14 protein-coding genes and 1 tRNA gene are annotated in these 15,420 nt (G+C 63.9%); 6 read left to right on the forward strand and 9 right to left on the reverse strand.

The genetic code is table 11. The annotated features are described in order from the left end of the window. Positions 1–10 precede the first annotated feature (10 nt). The 3 genes from AC04SG_RS16395 to AC04SG_RS16405 all read right to left on the reverse strand — a co-directional run bounded on the left by AC04SG_RS16395 (position 11) and on the right by AC04SG_RS16405 (position 4,885). Positions 11–3,154, reverse strand: coding sequence for an efflux RND transporter permease subunit (locus AC04SG_RS16395; protein ID WP_488551880.1), 3,144 nt, complete (start codon positions 3,152–3,154; stop codon positions 11–13). A gap of 4 nt (positions 3,155–3,158) precedes the next feature. Beyond that, a complete protein-coding gene (locus AC04SG_RS16400) occupies positions 3,159–4,427 on the reverse strand; it encodes an efflux RND transporter periplasmic adaptor subunit (protein WP_488551935.1) in 1,269 nt (422 codons plus the stop codon). 254 nt (positions 4,428–4,681) lie between these two features. Further along, positions 4,682–4,885 carry a hypothetical protein gene (locus tag AC04SG_RS16405; RefSeq protein WP_488551881.1) on the reverse strand — a complete coding sequence of 68 codons (204 nt, stop codon included), beginning with the start codon at positions 4,883–4,885 and terminating at the stop codon, positions 4,682–4,684. A 219-nt stretch (positions 4,886–5,104) separates the two neighbouring features. Between AC04SG_RS16405 and AC04SG_RS16410 the strand changes: the two genes are divergently transcribed. The 4 genes from AC04SG_RS16410 (at position 5,105) to AC04SG_RS16425 (ending at position 8,589) form a co-directional block, all read left to right on the forward strand. Further along, entirely contained in the window at positions 5,105–5,716 is a 612-nt protein-coding gene (locus AC04SG_RS16410; RefSeq protein WP_488551882.1) for a hypothetical protein, read from the forward strand. 177 nt (positions 5,717–5,893) lie between these two features. Then, a complete protein-coding gene (locus tag AC04SG_RS16415; RefSeq protein WP_477341787.1) occupies positions 5,894–6,619 on the forward strand; it encodes a response regulator in 726 nt (241 codons plus the stop codon). Next, complete coding sequence (locus tag AC04SG_RS16420; protein WP_488551883.1) at positions 6,616–7,857, forward strand: sensor histidine kinase; 1,242 nt, start codon at positions 6,616–6,618, stop codon at positions 7,855–7,857. The genes AC04SG_RS16415 and AC04SG_RS16420 overlap by 4 nt, the downstream gene beginning before the upstream one ends. Positions 7,858–7,920: 63 nt before the next feature. Beyond that, positions 7,921–8,589, forward strand: coding sequence for a DUF2161 domain-containing phosphodiesterase (locus AC04SG_RS16425; RefSeq protein WP_477238547.1), 669 nt, complete (start codon positions 7,921–7,923; stop codon positions 8,587–8,589). A gap of 24 nt (positions 8,590–8,613) precedes the next feature. Here the strand turns inward: AC04SG_RS16425 and AC04SG_RS16430 are convergent, their stop codons facing one another. Further along, the gene (locus tag AC04SG_RS16430) at positions 8,614–9,129 is read right to left on the reverse strand and encodes a hypothetical protein (protein ID WP_246750057.1); all 516 of its coding nucleotides are present in this window, start codon (positions 9,127–9,129) and stop codon (positions 8,614–8,616) included. A gap of 433 nt (positions 9,130–9,562) precedes the next feature. Here AC04SG_RS16430 and AC04SG_RS16435 point away from each other — a divergent pair, with 433 nt between their 5' ends. Continuing rightward, positions 9,563–9,856 carry a hypothetical protein gene (locus tag AC04SG_RS16435; protein WP_488551884.1) on the forward strand — a complete coding sequence of 98 codons (294 nt, stop codon included), beginning with the start codon at positions 9,563–9,565 and terminating at the stop codon, positions 9,854–9,856. Between the two features lie 44 nt (positions 9,857–9,900). Here AC04SG_RS16435 and AC04SG_RS16440 read toward each other — a convergent pair whose 3' ends face one another. The 5 genes from AC04SG_RS16440 to phaC form a co-directional block, all read right to left on the reverse strand. Beyond that, positions 9,901–10,152 carry a hypothetical protein gene (locus AC04SG_RS16440; protein ID WP_488551885.1) on the reverse strand — a complete coding sequence of 84 codons (252 nt, stop codon included), beginning with the start codon at positions 10,150–10,152 and terminating at the stop codon, positions 9,901–9,903. Between the two features lie 146 nt (positions 10,153–10,298). Beyond that, positions 10,299–10,532 carry a GcrA family cell cycle regulator gene (locus tag AC04SG_RS16445; protein WP_192257217.1) on the reverse strand — a complete coding sequence of 78 codons (234 nt, stop codon included), beginning with the start codon at positions 10,530–10,532 and terminating at the stop codon, positions 10,299–10,301. Between the two features lie 467 nt (positions 10,533–10,999). Next, a tRNA-Glu gene (locus AC04SG_RS16450) sits at positions 11,000–11,074 on the reverse strand. Positions 11,075–11,526: 452 nt separating this feature from the next. Then, positions 11,527–12,684, reverse strand: coding sequence for a YcbK family protein (locus AC04SG_RS16455; RefSeq protein ID WP_488551886.1), 1,158 nt, complete (start codon positions 12,682–12,684; stop codon positions 11,527–11,529). A gap of 327 nt (positions 12,685–13,011) precedes the next feature. Beyond that, a complete protein-coding gene (phaC, locus tag AC04SG_RS16460) occupies positions 13,012–14,847 on the reverse strand; it encodes a class I poly(R)-hydroxyalkanoic acid synthase (RefSeq protein ID WP_436260208.1) in 1,836 nt (611 codons plus the stop codon). Positions 14,848–14,943: 96 nt separating this feature from the next. Between phaC and AC04SG_RS16465 the strand changes: the two genes are divergently transcribed. Further along, positions 14,944–15,354, forward strand: a complete 411-nt coding sequence (locus tag AC04SG_RS16465; protein ID WP_203279972.1) for a hypothetical protein — start codon at positions 14,944–14,946, stop codon at positions 15,352–15,354. The last annotated feature ends 66 nt before the right edge of the window (positions 15,355–15,420 follow it).

Consider the following 15,420-nt stretch of genomic DNA (forward strand, 5'->3'; position numbering starts at 1 on the left):
CGAAATACTCTTATTGCTGGTTGGCTGCTGCTGGCGTCTCGCCTGTTTCCTGTTTAGCCACCTTGCCCTTGAAGATGCGCCGCACCGTGACGAACAGCAGCGGCACCAGGAACACGCCGATCGCCGTCGCCGCGACCATGCCGCCCATGACGCCGATGCCGACGGAGTTCTGCGCGCCTGAGCCGGCGCCGTTGGCGATCGCCAGCGGCGTGACGCCGAGGATGAAAGCCAGCGATGTCATCAGGATCGGCCGCAATCGTTGTCGCGCGGCCTCCAACGTCGCCTCGACGAGGCCCATGCCGGCCGTCTGCCGCTCGATGGCGAACTCGACGATGAGGATGGCGTTCTTGGCGGCGAGGCCGATCGTGGTCAGCAGGCCGACCTTGAAATAGACGTCGTTGGTCTGGCCGAACAGGCTTGCGGCAAGCAACGCGCCAAAGATGCCGATCGGCACCGACAGCATGACCGCGAACGGGATCGACCAGCTCTCATAAAGCGCTGCAAGGCACAGGAACACGACCAGTGCCGAGATTGCATAGAGCGACAGCGCCTGGTTGCCGGAAAGCCGCTCCTGGTGCGACAACCCGGTCCATTCATGGGAGTAGCCGGGCGGCAGCTGCGCCACGAGTTTATCGATCTCGTCCATGGCGGCGCCCGAGCTGATACCGGCGGCCGCGGCGCCCTGGATCTCGACCGCGGCCGAGCCATTGTAGCGTTCGAGCCGAGGCGAACCGAATGTCCAGTGGCTGGAGGCGAAGGAGGAGAACGGCACCATGGCGCCGCCGGAATTGCGGACCTGCCATTTGTCCAGATCTTCAGGCTGCATGCGAAAGTTCGGGTCCGACTGCAAATAGACCGGCTTGACCCGTCCGCGATCGATGAAATCGTTGACGTAATCGCTGCCCCATGCGGCTGACAGCGTGTTGTTGATGTCGGCGAGGTTGACGCCAAGCGCGCTGGCTTTCTCCTGGTCGATGTCGACCGAGAATTGCGGCTGGTCTTCCTGGCCGTTGGGCCTCGTGGCGGTGAGCAGCTTGCTCTGTGCGGCAAGACCAAGAAGCTGGTTTCGCGTCTGGATCAGGGCATCATGGCCGGCGCCATTGACGTCCTGCAGGTAGAAATCGAAGCCGTTGGTGTTGCCAAAGCCCTGGATGGCGGGCGGGGCGAGCGCGAAGACCTGCGCGTCCCTGATCTTGCGGAAGGCGCCCATGGCGCGGCCGGCAACCGCTTGCGCCGCCAAGGCCGGCGATTTGCGCAGGCTGAACTCCTTCAACGGTACGAAGGCAATGCCGACATTCTGCCCGGCGCCGCCAAAGCCGAAGCCGGAAGCTGTGAACACCCCTGCGACCGCGTCCTTTTCATCGTTGAGATAGTGGTCGGTGACCTGCTTCAGCACGCGCTCCGTGCGGTCCTGCGTCGCGCCGACCGGCAATTGCACGCTGGTGATCAGGATGCCCTGGTCCTCTTCCGGCAGGAAGGAGCTCGGCAGCCGGGCAAACATCCAGCCCATGGCGATAACGATGGCGAGGAAGACGGCGAGGAAACGCCAGGAGCGGTTGATGATGCCGTGCGAGCCGTCACGATAGGCCGTCGTGCCGCGGTCGAAGACGCGGTTGAACCAGCCGAACGGACCGGTCTGTGTCGCATGGTCCTTGGGCCGCCGCAGGATGGTGGCGCAGAGTGCCGGCGTCAGCACAAGTGCGACCAGTACGGACAGGATCATCGCCGAGACGATGGTCACCGAGAACTGCCGGTAGATGATACCGGTCGAGCCGCCGAAGAAAGCCATCGGCACGAACACCGCCGAGAGCACGGTGGCGATGCCGACCAGCGCGCCGGTGATCTCGTTCATCGATTTGCGCGTCGCCGCTTTCGGCGACAGGTCTTCCTCCTGCATGACGCGCTCGACATTCTCGACCACGACGATGGCGTCGTCGACGAGCAGGCCGATGGCCAGCACCATGGCGAACATGGTCAGGGTGTTGATCGAATAACCGAAGAAGGACAGTACGCCGAATGTGCCGAGCAGCACCACCGGCACGGCGATGGTCGGGATGATGGTGGCACGCAAATTCTGCAGGAAAACGAACATCACGAGGAAGACGAGCACGATGGCTTCGAGCAGCGTCTTGACCACCTCCTCGATCGACAGCCGCACGAAGGGGGAGGTGTCGTAGGGGTAGACGACCTCGACGCCTTGCGGGAAGGTCGAGCTCAGCCGGTTGATCGTCGAACGCACCGCTTCCGCCGTGCTGATGGCGTTGGCGCCGGTCGCCAGATTGATGGCGACGCCGGCTGCCGGCTTGCCGTTGTAATTGGCTTGCGTCGTATAGCTTTCGGCGCCGAGCGCGACGGTGGCGACATCGTTGAGGCGGACCAGCGAGCCGTCGGTCTGGCTCTTCAGGATGATGTTGCGGAACTGTTCGGCGGTCTGCAGCCGGCTCTTGGCGGTTACCGTTGCATTGAGCTGCTGGCCCTTGCGTTGCGGCAGGCCGCCGAGCTGGCCGGCCGACACCTGCGTGTTCTGCGCCTCGATCGCGGCGGCCACGTCGCTTGGCATCAGGGCGTATTTGGCGAGCTGGTCGGGGTCGAGCCAGATGCGCATGGCATAGCCGGACCCGAAAAGCTGCGTCGAGCCGACACCCGCGACACGCTTCAGCGTGTCGTTGATGGTGGAGTCGACATAGTCGGCGAGATCGGTCGAGTTCATCTTGCCGTCGCTGGAGACGAAGCCGATGACCATCAGGAAGCCGGTCGAGGATTTGGAGACAGTGATGCCGTTGCTCTGCACCACTTGAGGCAGCTGCGACTGCACCAGCTGCAGCTTGTTCTGCGTCTGCACCTGGGCGGTGTCGGGATTGGCGGCGCTGGTGAAGGTCAGCGTGATCGAGGCCTGGCCGGTCGAGGTCGACGTCGCCGTCATGTAATCGAGATTGTCGATACCGGTCATGCCCTGCTCGATGACCTTGGTCACCGAGTTCTCGACGGTCTGGGCGTCGGCGCCGGGGTAGGTGGCGCTGATGTTGACGGTGGTGGGCGCGATCTGCGGATATTGCGAGATCGGCAGCGACTGCAGCGCGAGCAGGCCGCCCAGCATGATCACGATGGCGATCACCCAGGCGAAGATCGGCCGGTTGATGAAGAATGCGGACATCGGCTCAGTTCCCGGTCTTCTGGGCGTTGGCGGCCACCTCGGAGGTCGCAGGGACGGCCGAGGAGGTCTGCGCGCGGTCCTTGACCTCGCCGGTTGCCTCGTCGATCGTCACCTCGACGCCGGTCGCATCGCCGCCCGGGCGCACCAGTTGCACGCCCTCGACGATGACGCGGTCGCCGTCGCCCACACCGGAATCCACCAGCCAGCTGTTGCCGACGCTGTTGCGCACGGCGAGCACACGCTGCTCGACCTTGCCGGCAGCATTGATGACCATGGCGGTCGCTTCACCCTTGGTGTTGCGGCTGACGGCGCGCTGCGGCACCAGGAAACTGTTCTGGGCGACGCCTTCCTCGACCAGCGCGCGCACATACATGCCGGGCAGCAACAGGCGATCCGGGTTAGGGAACTGCGCTCTCAGCGCGAAGGTGCCGGTGGACTGGTCGACATTGGCGCTGGCGAATTCCATCTTGCCGGTCTGCGCATAGACGGTGCCGTTGTCGAGCTTCAGCTTGACGCTGACATTGGGGCCACTGAACTTCAGCCGGCCTTCATTGATGGCCTGGCGCAGATTGAGCAGGTTGGTGCTCGACTGCGTGACATCGACGTTGATCGGATCGAGCGCGCGGATGGTGGTGAGCACGGTGTCCTGGTTGGCGGTGACCAACGCTCCCGGCGTCAGCGACGACTTGTCGATGCGGCCGGCGATCGGCGCGGTGATCCTGGTGTAGTCGAGATTGATGCGCGCGGCTTCGACACTGGCCTTGGCCGACGCAACATCCGCCTGTGCCTGCGCCAGCGTCGCTGCGGCATCGTCGTAGTCCTGCTGCGAGACCACCTTCTGCGCCAACAGCCCGGCGTAGCGGTCGAACTTGGCCTGTGCGGTCGGCACTGCCGATTCGGCCTTCTGCTGCGAAGCTTTTGCGCTATCCAGGGCTGCCTGGTAGCTCGCGGGGTTGATGAGATAGAGCGGCTGGCCGACCACGACCTCGCTGCCCTCCTGGAAAAGCCGGGCCTGGATGATGCCGTTCACCTGCGGGCGGACATCGGCGGTCAGCGAAGCGCTGGTGCGTCCCGACAGTTCGGCGGTGATGGCAACCGACTGCGGATGCAGGGTGACGACACCGACCTCGGGCCGGCCGGCAGCGCCCATGCCTGCCGGGGCCTGGGCTCCCTCCTGCGAGCAGGCTGCGAGAAAGAGCGTGGCGCCTAGCACAGCAGTCCAGGATGCGGACCGACGCGACGGCAAAAAGAACTGGCTGGACGGGAACGGCATGGCGTCGGTCATCTTTCGCTGGGGTTGCGGTCGCGTTGTCGGCAGCGGGTTATTGCGCCAGGGCTTGCACGCGGCGTCGAGCATTGTCTCGAAGCGGCTCATCTTGCGCTCCTTCTCGGCTGCCAGGGCGTATTCGACAAGCAGAATGAAGTCTTTGGCAGAATGAAGTCTTGGCCGCGATGCCCAGTGCCATCAATAGGCCAATAGACAGCGTTTCGCCAAGCGCCTTACCCTTGATCGGCAATGGGCGGCCCTTATGCAATTTTCTTGTCATCAAGGGCGGCACTCGACGGTGCCGAAAGCGGCAGCGACAGGCGCCAGGCGGCGAAGCTTAGCCGGATCGCGCCCTTGAGCGTGTCCGCCGGCAGGGCCGTCTGCACGGCTCGCGCGCCATGGTCGGGCGAACCGGCTGAGCCATACGCCGCGATCAGCCGCAGCATCATCAGGGCTTCCCACATTGTCGTGCTTTCTTTGCTTGATGGCGGCCGGAACCGGCGACCATTTTCGGAGAGAGAACCGGCCGGCCCGAGACCGGGTGTCAGCGGGCCGGCCGGCGCAGCCGGTCAGAGTTGCTCGTCAGTCCGGGGTAGGGCATTGGGAGCGTGTCTGTCATGGCCAGGCAGACCTCCTGGACCGGCTGCGTCCGGCGGACGTCGCCAGGGACCGGGGGGTGGTCCATGGGGTTCCGCCGAGGCAAGGATTTCGAGCTGTTCGGGCGTCAGTTTGGTGCGAAGGGCTGCGATGGCGTCCTTCAACTTGGTGGCTGCGACAGCGCGCTCAGTAACATCGTCGGCCAGCCTTTCCTGGAAGGCGAAGGGATCGCGGGGACCTTGGTCGGCTCTGCCGCCGGAGCCATCCGCGGCTCCAGGACCACGATTGCCGGAACCACCGGGGCCATGATCGGGACCGGGCGGCGCCAGCACCGCCTGCAGCGCGCTGGTGTAGTCGCGCCAGGCATCGAGCTGTTCGCTTCGTACCCCGATGCGGGTTTCGAGCGTAGCAAGCCGAGCTGCGAGCCTGAATTGCGGCGGCGGACCCATGCGATGCGGATCGAAGCCCTCAGGTCCGTGCCATGCCGGCCGGTGCGGCCAGGGACCTTGATCCGGGGGACCTTGGTCCGGGTCGTCCTGCAACGCCAAAATTTGCGGTGGCTCGCCGGGCGGCGCGACAAAATCGGCCTGCTGCGCAAGGGCGGGATGAATGGCGACCGCGGAGAACAGGCCGAGCGCCAAAAGTCTGCTTTGCATGACGTAATCCTTTCCCACATGCATCGGATGGCGGCAGGATAGGGGGGCTTTTTTTCCGCTTTGCTTCGGTGTGTTGCCGAAGGTTTCCAGCAAAGGGAGATTTGTTTCGGAATGTTTCTGCCGGATTGCCGGCAACATTCGGTTGCAATTATATCTGCTGTGCGCCGGCGGCTTGCCTATAATCGGCGAGGTAAATCGGCAAAGGGCATGTCGCAGGCAATGCAATCGCAACCCCATATCCTCGTCGTCGACGACGACCGCGAGATCAGGACGCTGCTCGGGCGCTACCTCGACGGCCAGGGCTTCCGCGTGTCGATGGCGGCGGACCGCCGCGAATGCGAGCAGAAGCTCGGCGCCGGCCAGTTCGACCTGATCGTGCTCGACGTCATGCTGCCCGACGGGTCCGGGCTCGATATCTGCCGGGGCTTGCGCGACCGCAAACCGCATATCCCGATCATCCTGCTGACGGCGCTGAAAGAGGATGTCGACCGCATCATCGGCCTGGAACTCGGCGCAGACGACTATATCGGCAAGCCGTTCAACCCGCGCGAACTCTCCGCCCGCATCCGCGCCGTGCTGCGGCGGGCGGTGCCGGAGGAGTTTGCCGCACCACGCGCGCGCATCTACCGCTTCGCCAGCTACACGCTGGAGCCCGACATCCGCAAAGTGACCGACGCTGAAGGTGCCCTTGTCGATCTCACCGGCGCCGAATTCGACTTGTTGCAGGTGTTTCTCGACCGGCCCGGCCGGCTGTTGTCGCGTGACCAGTTGCTCGATCTCACACAAGGGCGCGAGCGCGAACCGCTTGATCGCTCGGTCGACGTTTTGATGAGCCGGCTGCGCCGCAAGTTCGGCGAGACCGGCGAGGGGCCCTTGTTCAAGACAGTGCGCAATGGCGGCTACCAGCTGACCGCGCGCGTCGAGGCCGTGGAGGCCGAGATATGAACTCGCTGCGCCGGCGGCTCATTCTGTTGCTGGTTGCTTCGATCGTCGGCGTGGTCGGCCTGGCCACCGCCGCCGTGATCAGCGTGCGCGGCGGCGGGCCGCCGCCGGAACTGACCGTGCCCTGGATTGCGCAACAGATGGAACTCGTGGTGCGGCTGCAGCCCGGCCCTGTCCCTGATGTGCTGAACGTGCAGCTCACCGATCATCCCGCCGGCGGCAAGGTCGCCCGTGCCGAAACGGCGATGCTCAACGACATACTGCGCCGCCGGGGCTTCGACCTCAGGGCCATCGTCAACGACAAGGCGGACGAACCCGGACAAATCGCATCGGTGCAACTGCCCGACGGCCGCTGGGCGATCATGGAGGTGCCGCACGTCAAGCCGCCAAGGCGAGAATGGCTGGTTCTGGCCGGCTGGATTTCGCTGATCGTGGCCGGCGCCACGGCGGTCTCCGTCTATTTCACGTCGGTGTTGATCCGGCCGCTGGAAATGCTGGAGGCCGCTGTCTCCAAGATCGGCTCGGACGGTGTGCTGGCGTCGGTGCCGGAAGTGGGCTCGGCCGAGGTCAAGGCGACCGCGCATGCGCTGAACCAGCTTTCCGCCCGGCTGAAGACGGCGATGGAAAGTCGCATGCGGCTGGTCGCTGCCGCCGGTCATGATCTGCGCACGCCGATGACCCGCATGCGGCTGCGCGCCGAATTTCTGGACGACGACCGCGAAAAATGGCTGCACGACCTCGACGAGCTCGACCGCATCGCCGACAGCGCCATCCGGCTGGTGCGCGAGGAGGTCAACCAGGATGCGGTCGAACCGGTCGACCTGGAAAGGCTGGTGCGCGACATCGCCGCCGAGATGCGGTCGCTGGGACACCAGGTGTCGGCCGACCACCTCGACAAGGTCTCGGTGCGGGCAGGGGCGCTCGGTCTGCGCCGGGCCTTGCGCAATCTGATCGTCAATGCCGCCACGCACGGCAAGGGTTGCAGCGTTTCGCTCACCGCTGCCGACGGCCGCGCCGTCTTGGCAATCGCCGACCATGGCCCCGGCATCCCGCCGGAATTGCTAAACAAGGCGTTCGAACCATTCTTCCGCGTCAACCCCGCCCGCTGGCAATCCATCCCCGGCGCCGGTCTGGGCTTGGCCATCGCCAAGGAAATCGTCGAACGCTATGGCGGAACCATCACGCTGGAAAACCTGCCTGGGGGCGGGCTTTTGCAGACGGTTGGGTTTGAGGCGGTTTAGCGCGCGGCCAGACCCCTCGGCGATCCCGGTGCCGGCGCGGTCCGAATCGGCTATGCCTGCGCCATGCAGGAAACGTCTCTCTACGTCCCGGTGAAGCGGTTTCTCGAAAGCCTGGAATTCACGGTCAAGGGCGAAATCGGCAACTGCGATATCGTCGCGGTGCGCGATGGCGAGCCGCCAGTGCTGGTCATTTGCGAACTGAAGCTGCAGTTCAACCTCGAACTCGTCCTGCAAGGCGTCGATCGCGCTGCCGCTTGCGACGAGGTATGGCTGGCGGCGCGCATGTCGGCGCGTGGCAAGGGCCGCGAGCACGACCGCCGTTTTCGCGCGCTCTGCCGGCGGCTCGGCTTCGGGCTTCTGGCTGTCAGCAGCAAGGGCGAGGTCGAATTGCTGCTTAGCCCGGCCGCCTTGCCGCCGCGCCGCGACCCGAAGCGGCGCTCGCGGCTGATGGAGGAACACCGGCGCCGGCGCGGCGATCCGGTGGTCGGCGGCGGTTCGCGCGCGCCGATCATGACCGCCTACCGGCAGGATGCGCTGGCTTGCGCCGCCGCCATGACTGATGGCCCGAAGCGGCCGCGCGATCTGAAAACGATTTCGCCACGCGCGGCCAGCATCCTTTTGGACAATGTCTATGGATGGTTCGCCAGGGCCGAGCGCGGGGTCTATGCGCTGACCGAAGTCGGTCATGCCGCCCTGCAGCGCTGGCCGCAAGTGGCGCACGACCAGGGGTGAGGATTTTTCGCAGTGCCTGCAGCGTTACTCCTTGGCGGCGCTCAACCGCCGGTAGGAGACGCCATCGAAACTTGCCGTCACAAAGTCGGTGGCCGACATCTTTCGTTTGCGGCCGTCGCTGCAGCTGTAGAGCGGCCAACCGACATCGCTGCATTCGCTGGCGGCGCAAAAGCGGGCAAGGCAATTTCCGACGGTCACCCGGAAGCCGCCAGTGCCTGCAAAACCCTGCAGCAGGCTGCCGTCCGCCGCACGCCATGTCCGCGCCCGGAATTCCGCGCGCAACGACCATGGCTCGAGCGGGACCGCCAGATTGGTCTCACCGGTGCGCCCGGCAAGGTTCAGGCGGCTGCGCGCCATGCCCGACGTGTAGGCAGTTACAAGGTCCGATTCGGCCGCATAGGCCGAGGCTGTGCTGGTGCGATCAAGCACATGCGAGACACGGTCGCCTGCCTCTGCCGGCTGTACCAAGGCCGCCGTCAAGGCAAGGAAGGCAAAGCAGGCTTGCAGACCATTCCAGCCGCCGGCCTGCCACCGGTCCATATGCGATGTCTCCCAAGCCAGCATCCTGCCGATCCCGCCCGTGGCGCCCGCCACAATCTGCCATCATCGATGAAGGCACAATGACGGCTGGATCCTGACATCCGCCGGTAAAGATGGCGTTGCCATACGACCATGTCCTCGACGCCGGTCGCAGATGGTACGCGTTTTCCACACAGGATCGGCTTCGGGATGCCGATGTCAGGGGGAACGTGGAGTTGGTTGCGCGGGGAGGCATTGGGCCGCCCTGGAATCGTTCATGACCAATGCGGTCCTGGAGTGAACTTGATCCGCCTCGCCACCAAGACGGAGGCCTTAGCCTGTGCCAAAATCGAGGCGAGGTCGGCCTCGCTCGCCGCATCGTGACAGGCCGAAGGTTGCTGAACCCGGGCACAAGGTGCGAGTTTGGTGGCACGATTTTTTCCAGGATGCCACCATGCCCATACGCCAGATTATGTTTTGCTCGGCAGCGATCGTCATTGCCCACACAAATTTCGCCGACGCCCGGCCTGACACGCGCAAAATGACGTGCGCGCAGACCCAGGCGCTGATCCAGGGCCAGCACGCCGCGGTGCTGTCCACCGGACCAAACACCTATGACCGCTATGTCCGCCAATTCGGCAATGAGTGTGATGCTCCCTCCTTGCCAATGGTTGAGTATGTGCCGGCCAGTGACGGTCAGTGCGTGGTTTATCGGTGCGAAGAGGCGTCGCCAATGGTTCCGAACTGATAGGCGGCGCCGGTTTCGCTGGGGGGGATACCTGCCGATGCTGCTTACTTGACCTGTTCGACCTCAGGAGCAGGCGCCTGGTCGGTCGAGGGCACCGGCGTGCAATCTTGCCCCTTGCACTCCTCGACGTGGTCCTCGGCCGGCGGCACGCAATTTTGCCCCTCGCAATGAACCGGCGGCTGCTCTGGTACCGCTGCGGCGTTGGGCGAAACAGGCTGATCTTCGGCGCGAACGACCGATAGTCCTGTCAGGCCGATCATGGCCGCGCACAAAAGCGCTGTTCGCAGCAAGTTCATTCCCGACCTCCACGGCTGAGAGCATGCAGAACTTACACTTTCGGACCGGGGCCGACATACCGTCACCCGCGAACGACGTTAACAGCACGTTTCCACCGGGATGTGACGCGCCACTGCCGGCGGGTGTGGCTTGTGGGCCTCGTAACCTAAGCGGCGCGCCGTTGCGGGATATGGAGACCCGAACGGGCTCGACGAGGGTCCACTGTGGTCACAATGTTGTGGTGGTGGTCGCAGTAGACACGATCCGGCGAAGTTGGCCCGGCACAAAAACGGTAGCCGCCAGGTACTGACGGGTCTTCGCTCACCGGGAAGCGGCACTGATAGACGCCGAGCTGAATGAGGGGAATGTCTCTCGAAGTTGGTCTGACATTTTCAGGCATGATGGTTTTCAGGTTCCTTGGTTCATAGCCATTTCTGGTTCATAGCCATTTTTGGCTGACAGCCGCAGTGCGACCCGTCGGGCGAGCTTCTCTCGATTTGGAAGGCTTTGGATCACCATATGGTGCTGGTCGCACCGTCAATGAAGCCCGACGCCCTGCTTTTGAAGCCAATAGTTTGCGACTTAAGGCCACACCTGCGCCACTAGTTGTGCCGCTTTTGCGTTCGTTCGGAGCAAAAAGGAATGCTGGCTTAAATCGGACATTGGTCAACCGCGGGCGGCCGACGGGATGGTAAGCGGCGCTAAAACAGTCGTGACGGTCCAGCCATTCAAAATAATCGACCTGAACTAACGAGCCCCTGCTTCGCCAAGCCTACCTTGGTGCGGAGACTCACCGACGCGGAGATGCATTTCGGGCCCCTTATCGGGTCCGCAGACACCAGATCACAATCAAGTCCTTGAAATATCTGGTACGCCCAAGGGGAATCGAACCCCTGTTACCGCCGTGAAAGGGCGGTGTCCTAACCGCTAGACGATGGGCGCGCTCAGACGAAGCGGCTTATAATTGCGTTGTTGCCAACCGGCAACCCATCAGCCGCCAGATGCGACAACTTTTTTCAAGAGGGGCAAGAACGGCTGTTCGGTGAGGCAGGCGGGCTCTGTAGTCGCGCGGAGATCGCATGTCTGTGGAGATTGGCCGAAGCGTTCCGCACGGTCGTCATCCACGGGCGGAGCAAGGAGCGCAGCGACGCGGAGCAGACCCGAGGATCCATGCCGCGACGTCTGAGCGTTGCCACGGTGCAGATTCTGCTCAGCAGTATTCTGCGGCTTGAGCCCCGGCATGGATCCTTGGGTCTGCGCTCCGCTTCGCGTCGCTGCGCCCAAGGATGACGAAGTCGCCGAGGCTCCGGCTAATCTCCAACGTTGCTCGTAGCTAGCCGGAAGGAACGGTGGACTGCTGGCAGCTCCTCAACCCGACTGCCGTGTGGCGAGGCCTAACCGCGCCGGCGGCAGCGCCAGTTCCAGTCGCGCTCGGGGCCGACGTCGACGTGGACGGATTCGGTGTGGCAGTAGGTGCCGACGCCGCCGCGGCCGGGCATGGTCCTGATGTAGCTCGCCAGTTCCCATTTGGAGACGCCCGGCACCTGGATGTCGGCGGCGGCGCAATACATGTGCAGCGAATTCTTGGCGCCGTTCGCGCGGCGGTTGCGGGCCGGGTCGCGATAGCCGGAGGTGACCATCATCTTGCGGCCGTAGTGGCCTTCGATGGTCTTCAGCACGCGCACCAGCGACGGCTTCAGGCAGGCGACGTCGACGCTTTCGTTCTGCTTCAGCAGGCCGTTGGGCGCCAGCCGGGCTAGACCGGCGGCGGAGGCCACCTGATAGGCGCCGCCCGAGCCTTCGTCCTCGTTCAGATCGACGTCGCTTTCGTCGTCGATGCCGGATTTGCGCTTGATCTCGAACAGCGCCGTCTGGCGCACGCCGGGCAGCGCATCGGCGCCGGTGATGTGGTTGCTGCTGTCGTCGCCGAGCGAGGCCAACTGAACCGGCTTGTCGGCCGAGGTGGCAGAAGCCAGCGTGACAATGGGCTTGGCGGGCGCTTCCTTGGACTGGGCAGCAACCGCAGGCTGTTCGCCCGAGCGGGAGTTGATTAGCGGAGCGGGTGCAGCCGAGGCTGGTGCCGTGCTGAACAGCGAAGCGAAGAAACCCTTCTTCGGCGCATCGACCTGTTGGGGTGCGGCGGCCGTCACGTAGACTTCATTGGTCGCGGGGGTCACGGGTGCTGCGGCCATCGGCTTCGGTGCGGTCACGCCGGCATCGGCAGCGGCAATCTTCTGCGCCGCGTCGTCCGTTGCGGCCGCAGTCTGTGCCGGCTGCTGCAGCGGCTGCGGCGTCTGGCCGACAATGGCTTCGGCGCCCGCGGGAACAGTGACCGGGAAGCCGGCGCCGGGCTTGGCCATCGGCACATAGGCGACCTGCTCGGGCAGCGTCGCATCGCCCGCGGCCGTCATCATCATCTGTGGCCCCGTCGACGTGATCTGCGCGGTCGATGTGACCTGCACGGTCGAATCGCTCGGCGCCGCAGGGCTGGTGCCGGAAGCCGCGGCGATGTCAGAAGCACTGGCATTATAGCCGGGCATGCCGACCGACATTGTCGGGTCGCCGGCGGACGTGCAGGACGCCAGAAGCACGGAGAAAAGTGCCGCCGCTATTGTGCGACCCTCTCTCCCCGCGAGACGCGATCCTACTGATTTCAAAACTAAATTCCCCCTCGGTGTCCGGTCTGCCTGCTATTGGTGCGGCGTCGAAACGTTCACGTCCAATAACCTTGTGTTCCCAAACCGGAAACGAGACTTGTGTCAATTCTGCAAGCCTCTGAATTAATCGCTCGTTGGAGGCGAATTGAGGCTACTTGATGGTTGACGACACCATTTCGCCCCGTTTTGCCGGTCCGTCAACTCACCAGACATTACAGTCCGTTACACACGCACCTTGACATAGGTGCCGGGGGCATCACCCAGGGTTTTCATATGCTTGCCCGGTTTGCGGGCCGGAACGAGGGTGTCGTCCTGGGTCTCGATCCAGTGCTGCCAGTGCGTCCACCAGGAGCCGGGATGCTCCACCGCATTGGCGAACCACTGGCCAAAATCGCCCACCGGCTTGCCGCCGGTCCAGTACTGATACTTCTTGGCCGCCGGCGGATTGACGACACCGGCGATGTGGCCGGAGCCGGCCATTACATACTCGACGTCGCCGCCGAAATATTGCGAGCCGAGGAATACCGAAAGCGCCGGCGCGATGTGATCTTCCTTCGATGCCAGGTTGTAGACCGGGATGGTGACGTCGGCGAGCGAGACAATGCGGCCGGCGAGTTCCATCACGCCTCGCGTGAGATTGTTCTCGAGATAGCAGTTGCGCAGATAGAAGGAATGGTTGGCCGCCGCCATGCGGGTGGAATCGGCGTTCCAGTAGAGCAGGTCGAAGGGCAGGGGATCCTTGCCGCGCATGTAATTGTTGATGACATAGGGCCAGATCAGGTCGCCCGAGCGCAGCATGTTGAAGGCGGTCGCCATCTTGGTGCCGTCGAGATAGCCCTTTTCGTTCATCGACTTTTCGACCGCTGCCACCTGGTCCTCGTCGACGAACACTTTCAGGTCGCCGGCATGGGTGAAGTCGACCTGCGTGGTGAAGAAGGTCGCCGACTTGATGCGGTTGTCGCCTTCCTGCGCCAGGAGCGCGAGTGCGGCCGCCAAAAGCGTGCCGCCGACGCAATAGCCGATGGCGTTGACCTCCTTCTCGCCGGTCGCCTTCTCGATCGTGTCGAGCCCGTATTGCAGGCCTTCGCGGATATAGGCTTCCCAGCCCTTGGCGCCGTGGCGCTCGTCGGGATTGATCCAGGAAATGACGAAGACGGTGTGGCCCTGCTCGATCGCCCAGCGGATGAAGGATTTCTGCGGGTTGAGATCGAGGATGTAGTATTTGTTGATCCAGGGCGGGCAGATCAGCAGCGGCCGCTTGAGCACGGTCTCGGTCGTCGGATCGTACTGGATGATCTCGGCGACATCGCTGCGGCCGACCACCTTGCCGGGTGAGGTCGCGACGTTCTTGCCGATCTCGAAGGGCGAATAGTCGGCTTGTCTCAGCTTCAGGTCGCCCTTGCCGGCGGCGATGTCCTCGGCCAGCATCTTCATGCCGCGCACCAGGTTTTCGCCGTTGGAGGCAACGGTTTCGCGAAACAGCTCCGGATTGGTCAGGATGAAGTTCGACGGCGAGATGGCGTTGGACACCTGCTTGACGTAGAAGCTCGCCTTGTGGCGGGTGTGGTCGTCGAGGCCTTCGGCGTGCTCGACGAGGTCGGCCGCCCAGCGCGAGGTGACGAGATAGGCCTGTTTGAGGAAATCGAAGAACGCGTTGCGGCCCCATTCGGGGTCCTGGAAGCGCTTGTCGCCGCGCTCGGGCTTGACCGCATCGTCGGGCGCCTCGGCATTCGGGCTGATGCGCTGGATGGCGTTTCCCCAGACGGTCATATAGCCGGCGAACAGCCGCGTCTGCGCTTCCAGCGCGCGCTGCGGATCGGCAAGCCAGTATTCGCTGAGCTTGGAGAAGGTTTTTACCATGTCGACCACGGGCTCGGCGACGTGATCGCGCACCTCGCCCTTTTCGCGCGGCTCGGCCCAGGCGGAGGCCGCCTTGCCGGCCTGCTCGACCATGCGCGCCATGTTCAACGCGAAGCGTTCCGGGTCTTTCACCAGATATTGCTCGACGGTCGAAGATTGATCATCTTCCGCTTTGCTCGAATCAGGTGTTTTGGACATGGCTCGCGGGGTTCCTCCCGAGGCGTTTTCTTGACATATTATCATGGGACATCTGACCGGGTCCAATGCGCTGTACCCGGCTGCCAGGAAAACAATATGACGATTAACACCGGCAAGACCATTTTTTCGGGGGCAGGCCGCTTTTGCCGCATCGCTGTTGCGACAGCTTTTCTGGCGCCAGGGCTGTTGGCGGCAGGCGGCTGCACCAGCGCCAACACCGGCAACGGGATGAATGTCGGCCTGACACAGGGCGCGCAGGACACCGGCTCCTACCCCAATCTGAACATCCCGCCGCAGGTCGCGGCAAAGCAGCTCACGCCTGAGGAGACCCAGGCCAAGCTTGCTCTGCTGAAGGGCGAACAGCAGGCGCAGGCGGGCAAGGGCGGCGGCGGTGTTCCGTCCACCAGCCCGGCGGCGCTGAACTCGCTGGCAAAGAACCATGGCAAGGACACGCTGAAACAGATCGAGGCCAAATGCGATCCCGCCCTCGACCCTACCTGCAAATAGGGCTATATGGCGCGCCGAAAGCCCACCTTTGCCAAGGTCCGCTTTGCCAAACCAACTCTGCCAAAG

Source organism: Mesorhizobium sp. CNPSo 4684 (genome assembly GCF_057784315.1).

What these genes read in the sequence shown, in the direction of transcription:
- AC04SG_RS16395 (WP_488551880.1), bottom strand. Translation starts at nt 3,154, where the DNA reads ATGTCCGCATTCTTCATCAACCGGCCGATCTTCGCCTGGGTGATCGCC.
- AC04SG_RS16400 (WP_488551935.1), bottom strand. Translation starts at nt 4,427, where the DNA reads ATGCCGTTCCCGTCCAGCCAGTTCTTTTTGCCGTCGCGTCGGTCCGCA.
- AC04SG_RS16405 (WP_488551881.1), bottom strand. Translation starts at nt 4,885, where the DNA reads ATGTGGGAAGCCCTGATGATGCTGCGGCTGATCGCGGCGTATGGCTCA.
- AC04SG_RS16410 (WP_488551882.1), top strand. Translation starts at nt 5,105, where the DNA reads ATGGGGTTCCGCCGAGGCAAGGATTTCGAGCTGTTCGGGCGTCAGTTT.
- AC04SG_RS16415 (WP_477341787.1), top strand. Translation starts at nt 5,894, where the DNA reads ATGCAATCGCAACCCCATATCCTCGTCGTCGACGACGACCGCGAGATC.
- AC04SG_RS16420 (WP_488551883.1), top strand. Translation starts at nt 6,616, where the DNA reads ATGAACTCGCTGCGCCGGCGGCTCATTCTGTTGCTGGTTGCTTCGATC.
- AC04SG_RS16425 (WP_477238547.1), top strand. Translation starts at nt 7,921, where the DNA reads ATGCAGGAAACGTCTCTCTACGTCCCGGTGAAGCGGTTTCTCGAAAGC.
- AC04SG_RS16430 (WP_246750057.1), bottom strand. Translation starts at nt 9,129, where the DNA reads ATGGACCGGTGGCAGGCCGGCGGCTGGAATGGTCTGCAAGCCTGCTTT.
- AC04SG_RS16435 (WP_488551884.1), top strand. Translation starts at nt 9,563, where the DNA reads ATGCCCATACGCCAGATTATGTTTTGCTCGGCAGCGATCGTCATTGCC.
- AC04SG_RS16440 (WP_488551885.1), bottom strand. Translation starts at nt 10,152, where the DNA reads ATGAACTTGCTGCGAACAGCGCTTTTGTGCGCGGCCATGATCGGCCTG.
- AC04SG_RS16445 (WP_192257217.1), bottom strand. Translation starts at nt 10,532, where the DNA reads ATGCCTGAAAATGTCAGACCAACTTCGAGAGACATTCCCCTCATTCAG.
- AC04SG_RS16455 (WP_488551886.1), bottom strand. Translation starts at nt 12,684, where the DNA reads ATGTCGGTCGGCATGCCCGGCTATAATGCCAGTGCTTCTGACATCGCC.
- phaC (WP_436260208.1), bottom strand. Translation starts at nt 14,847, where the DNA reads ATGTCCAAAACACCTGATTCGAGCAAAGCGGAAGATGATCAATCTTCG.
- AC04SG_RS16465 (WP_203279972.1), top strand. Translation starts at nt 14,944, where the DNA reads ATGACGATTAACACCGGCAAGACCATTTTTTCGGGGGCAGGCCGCTTT.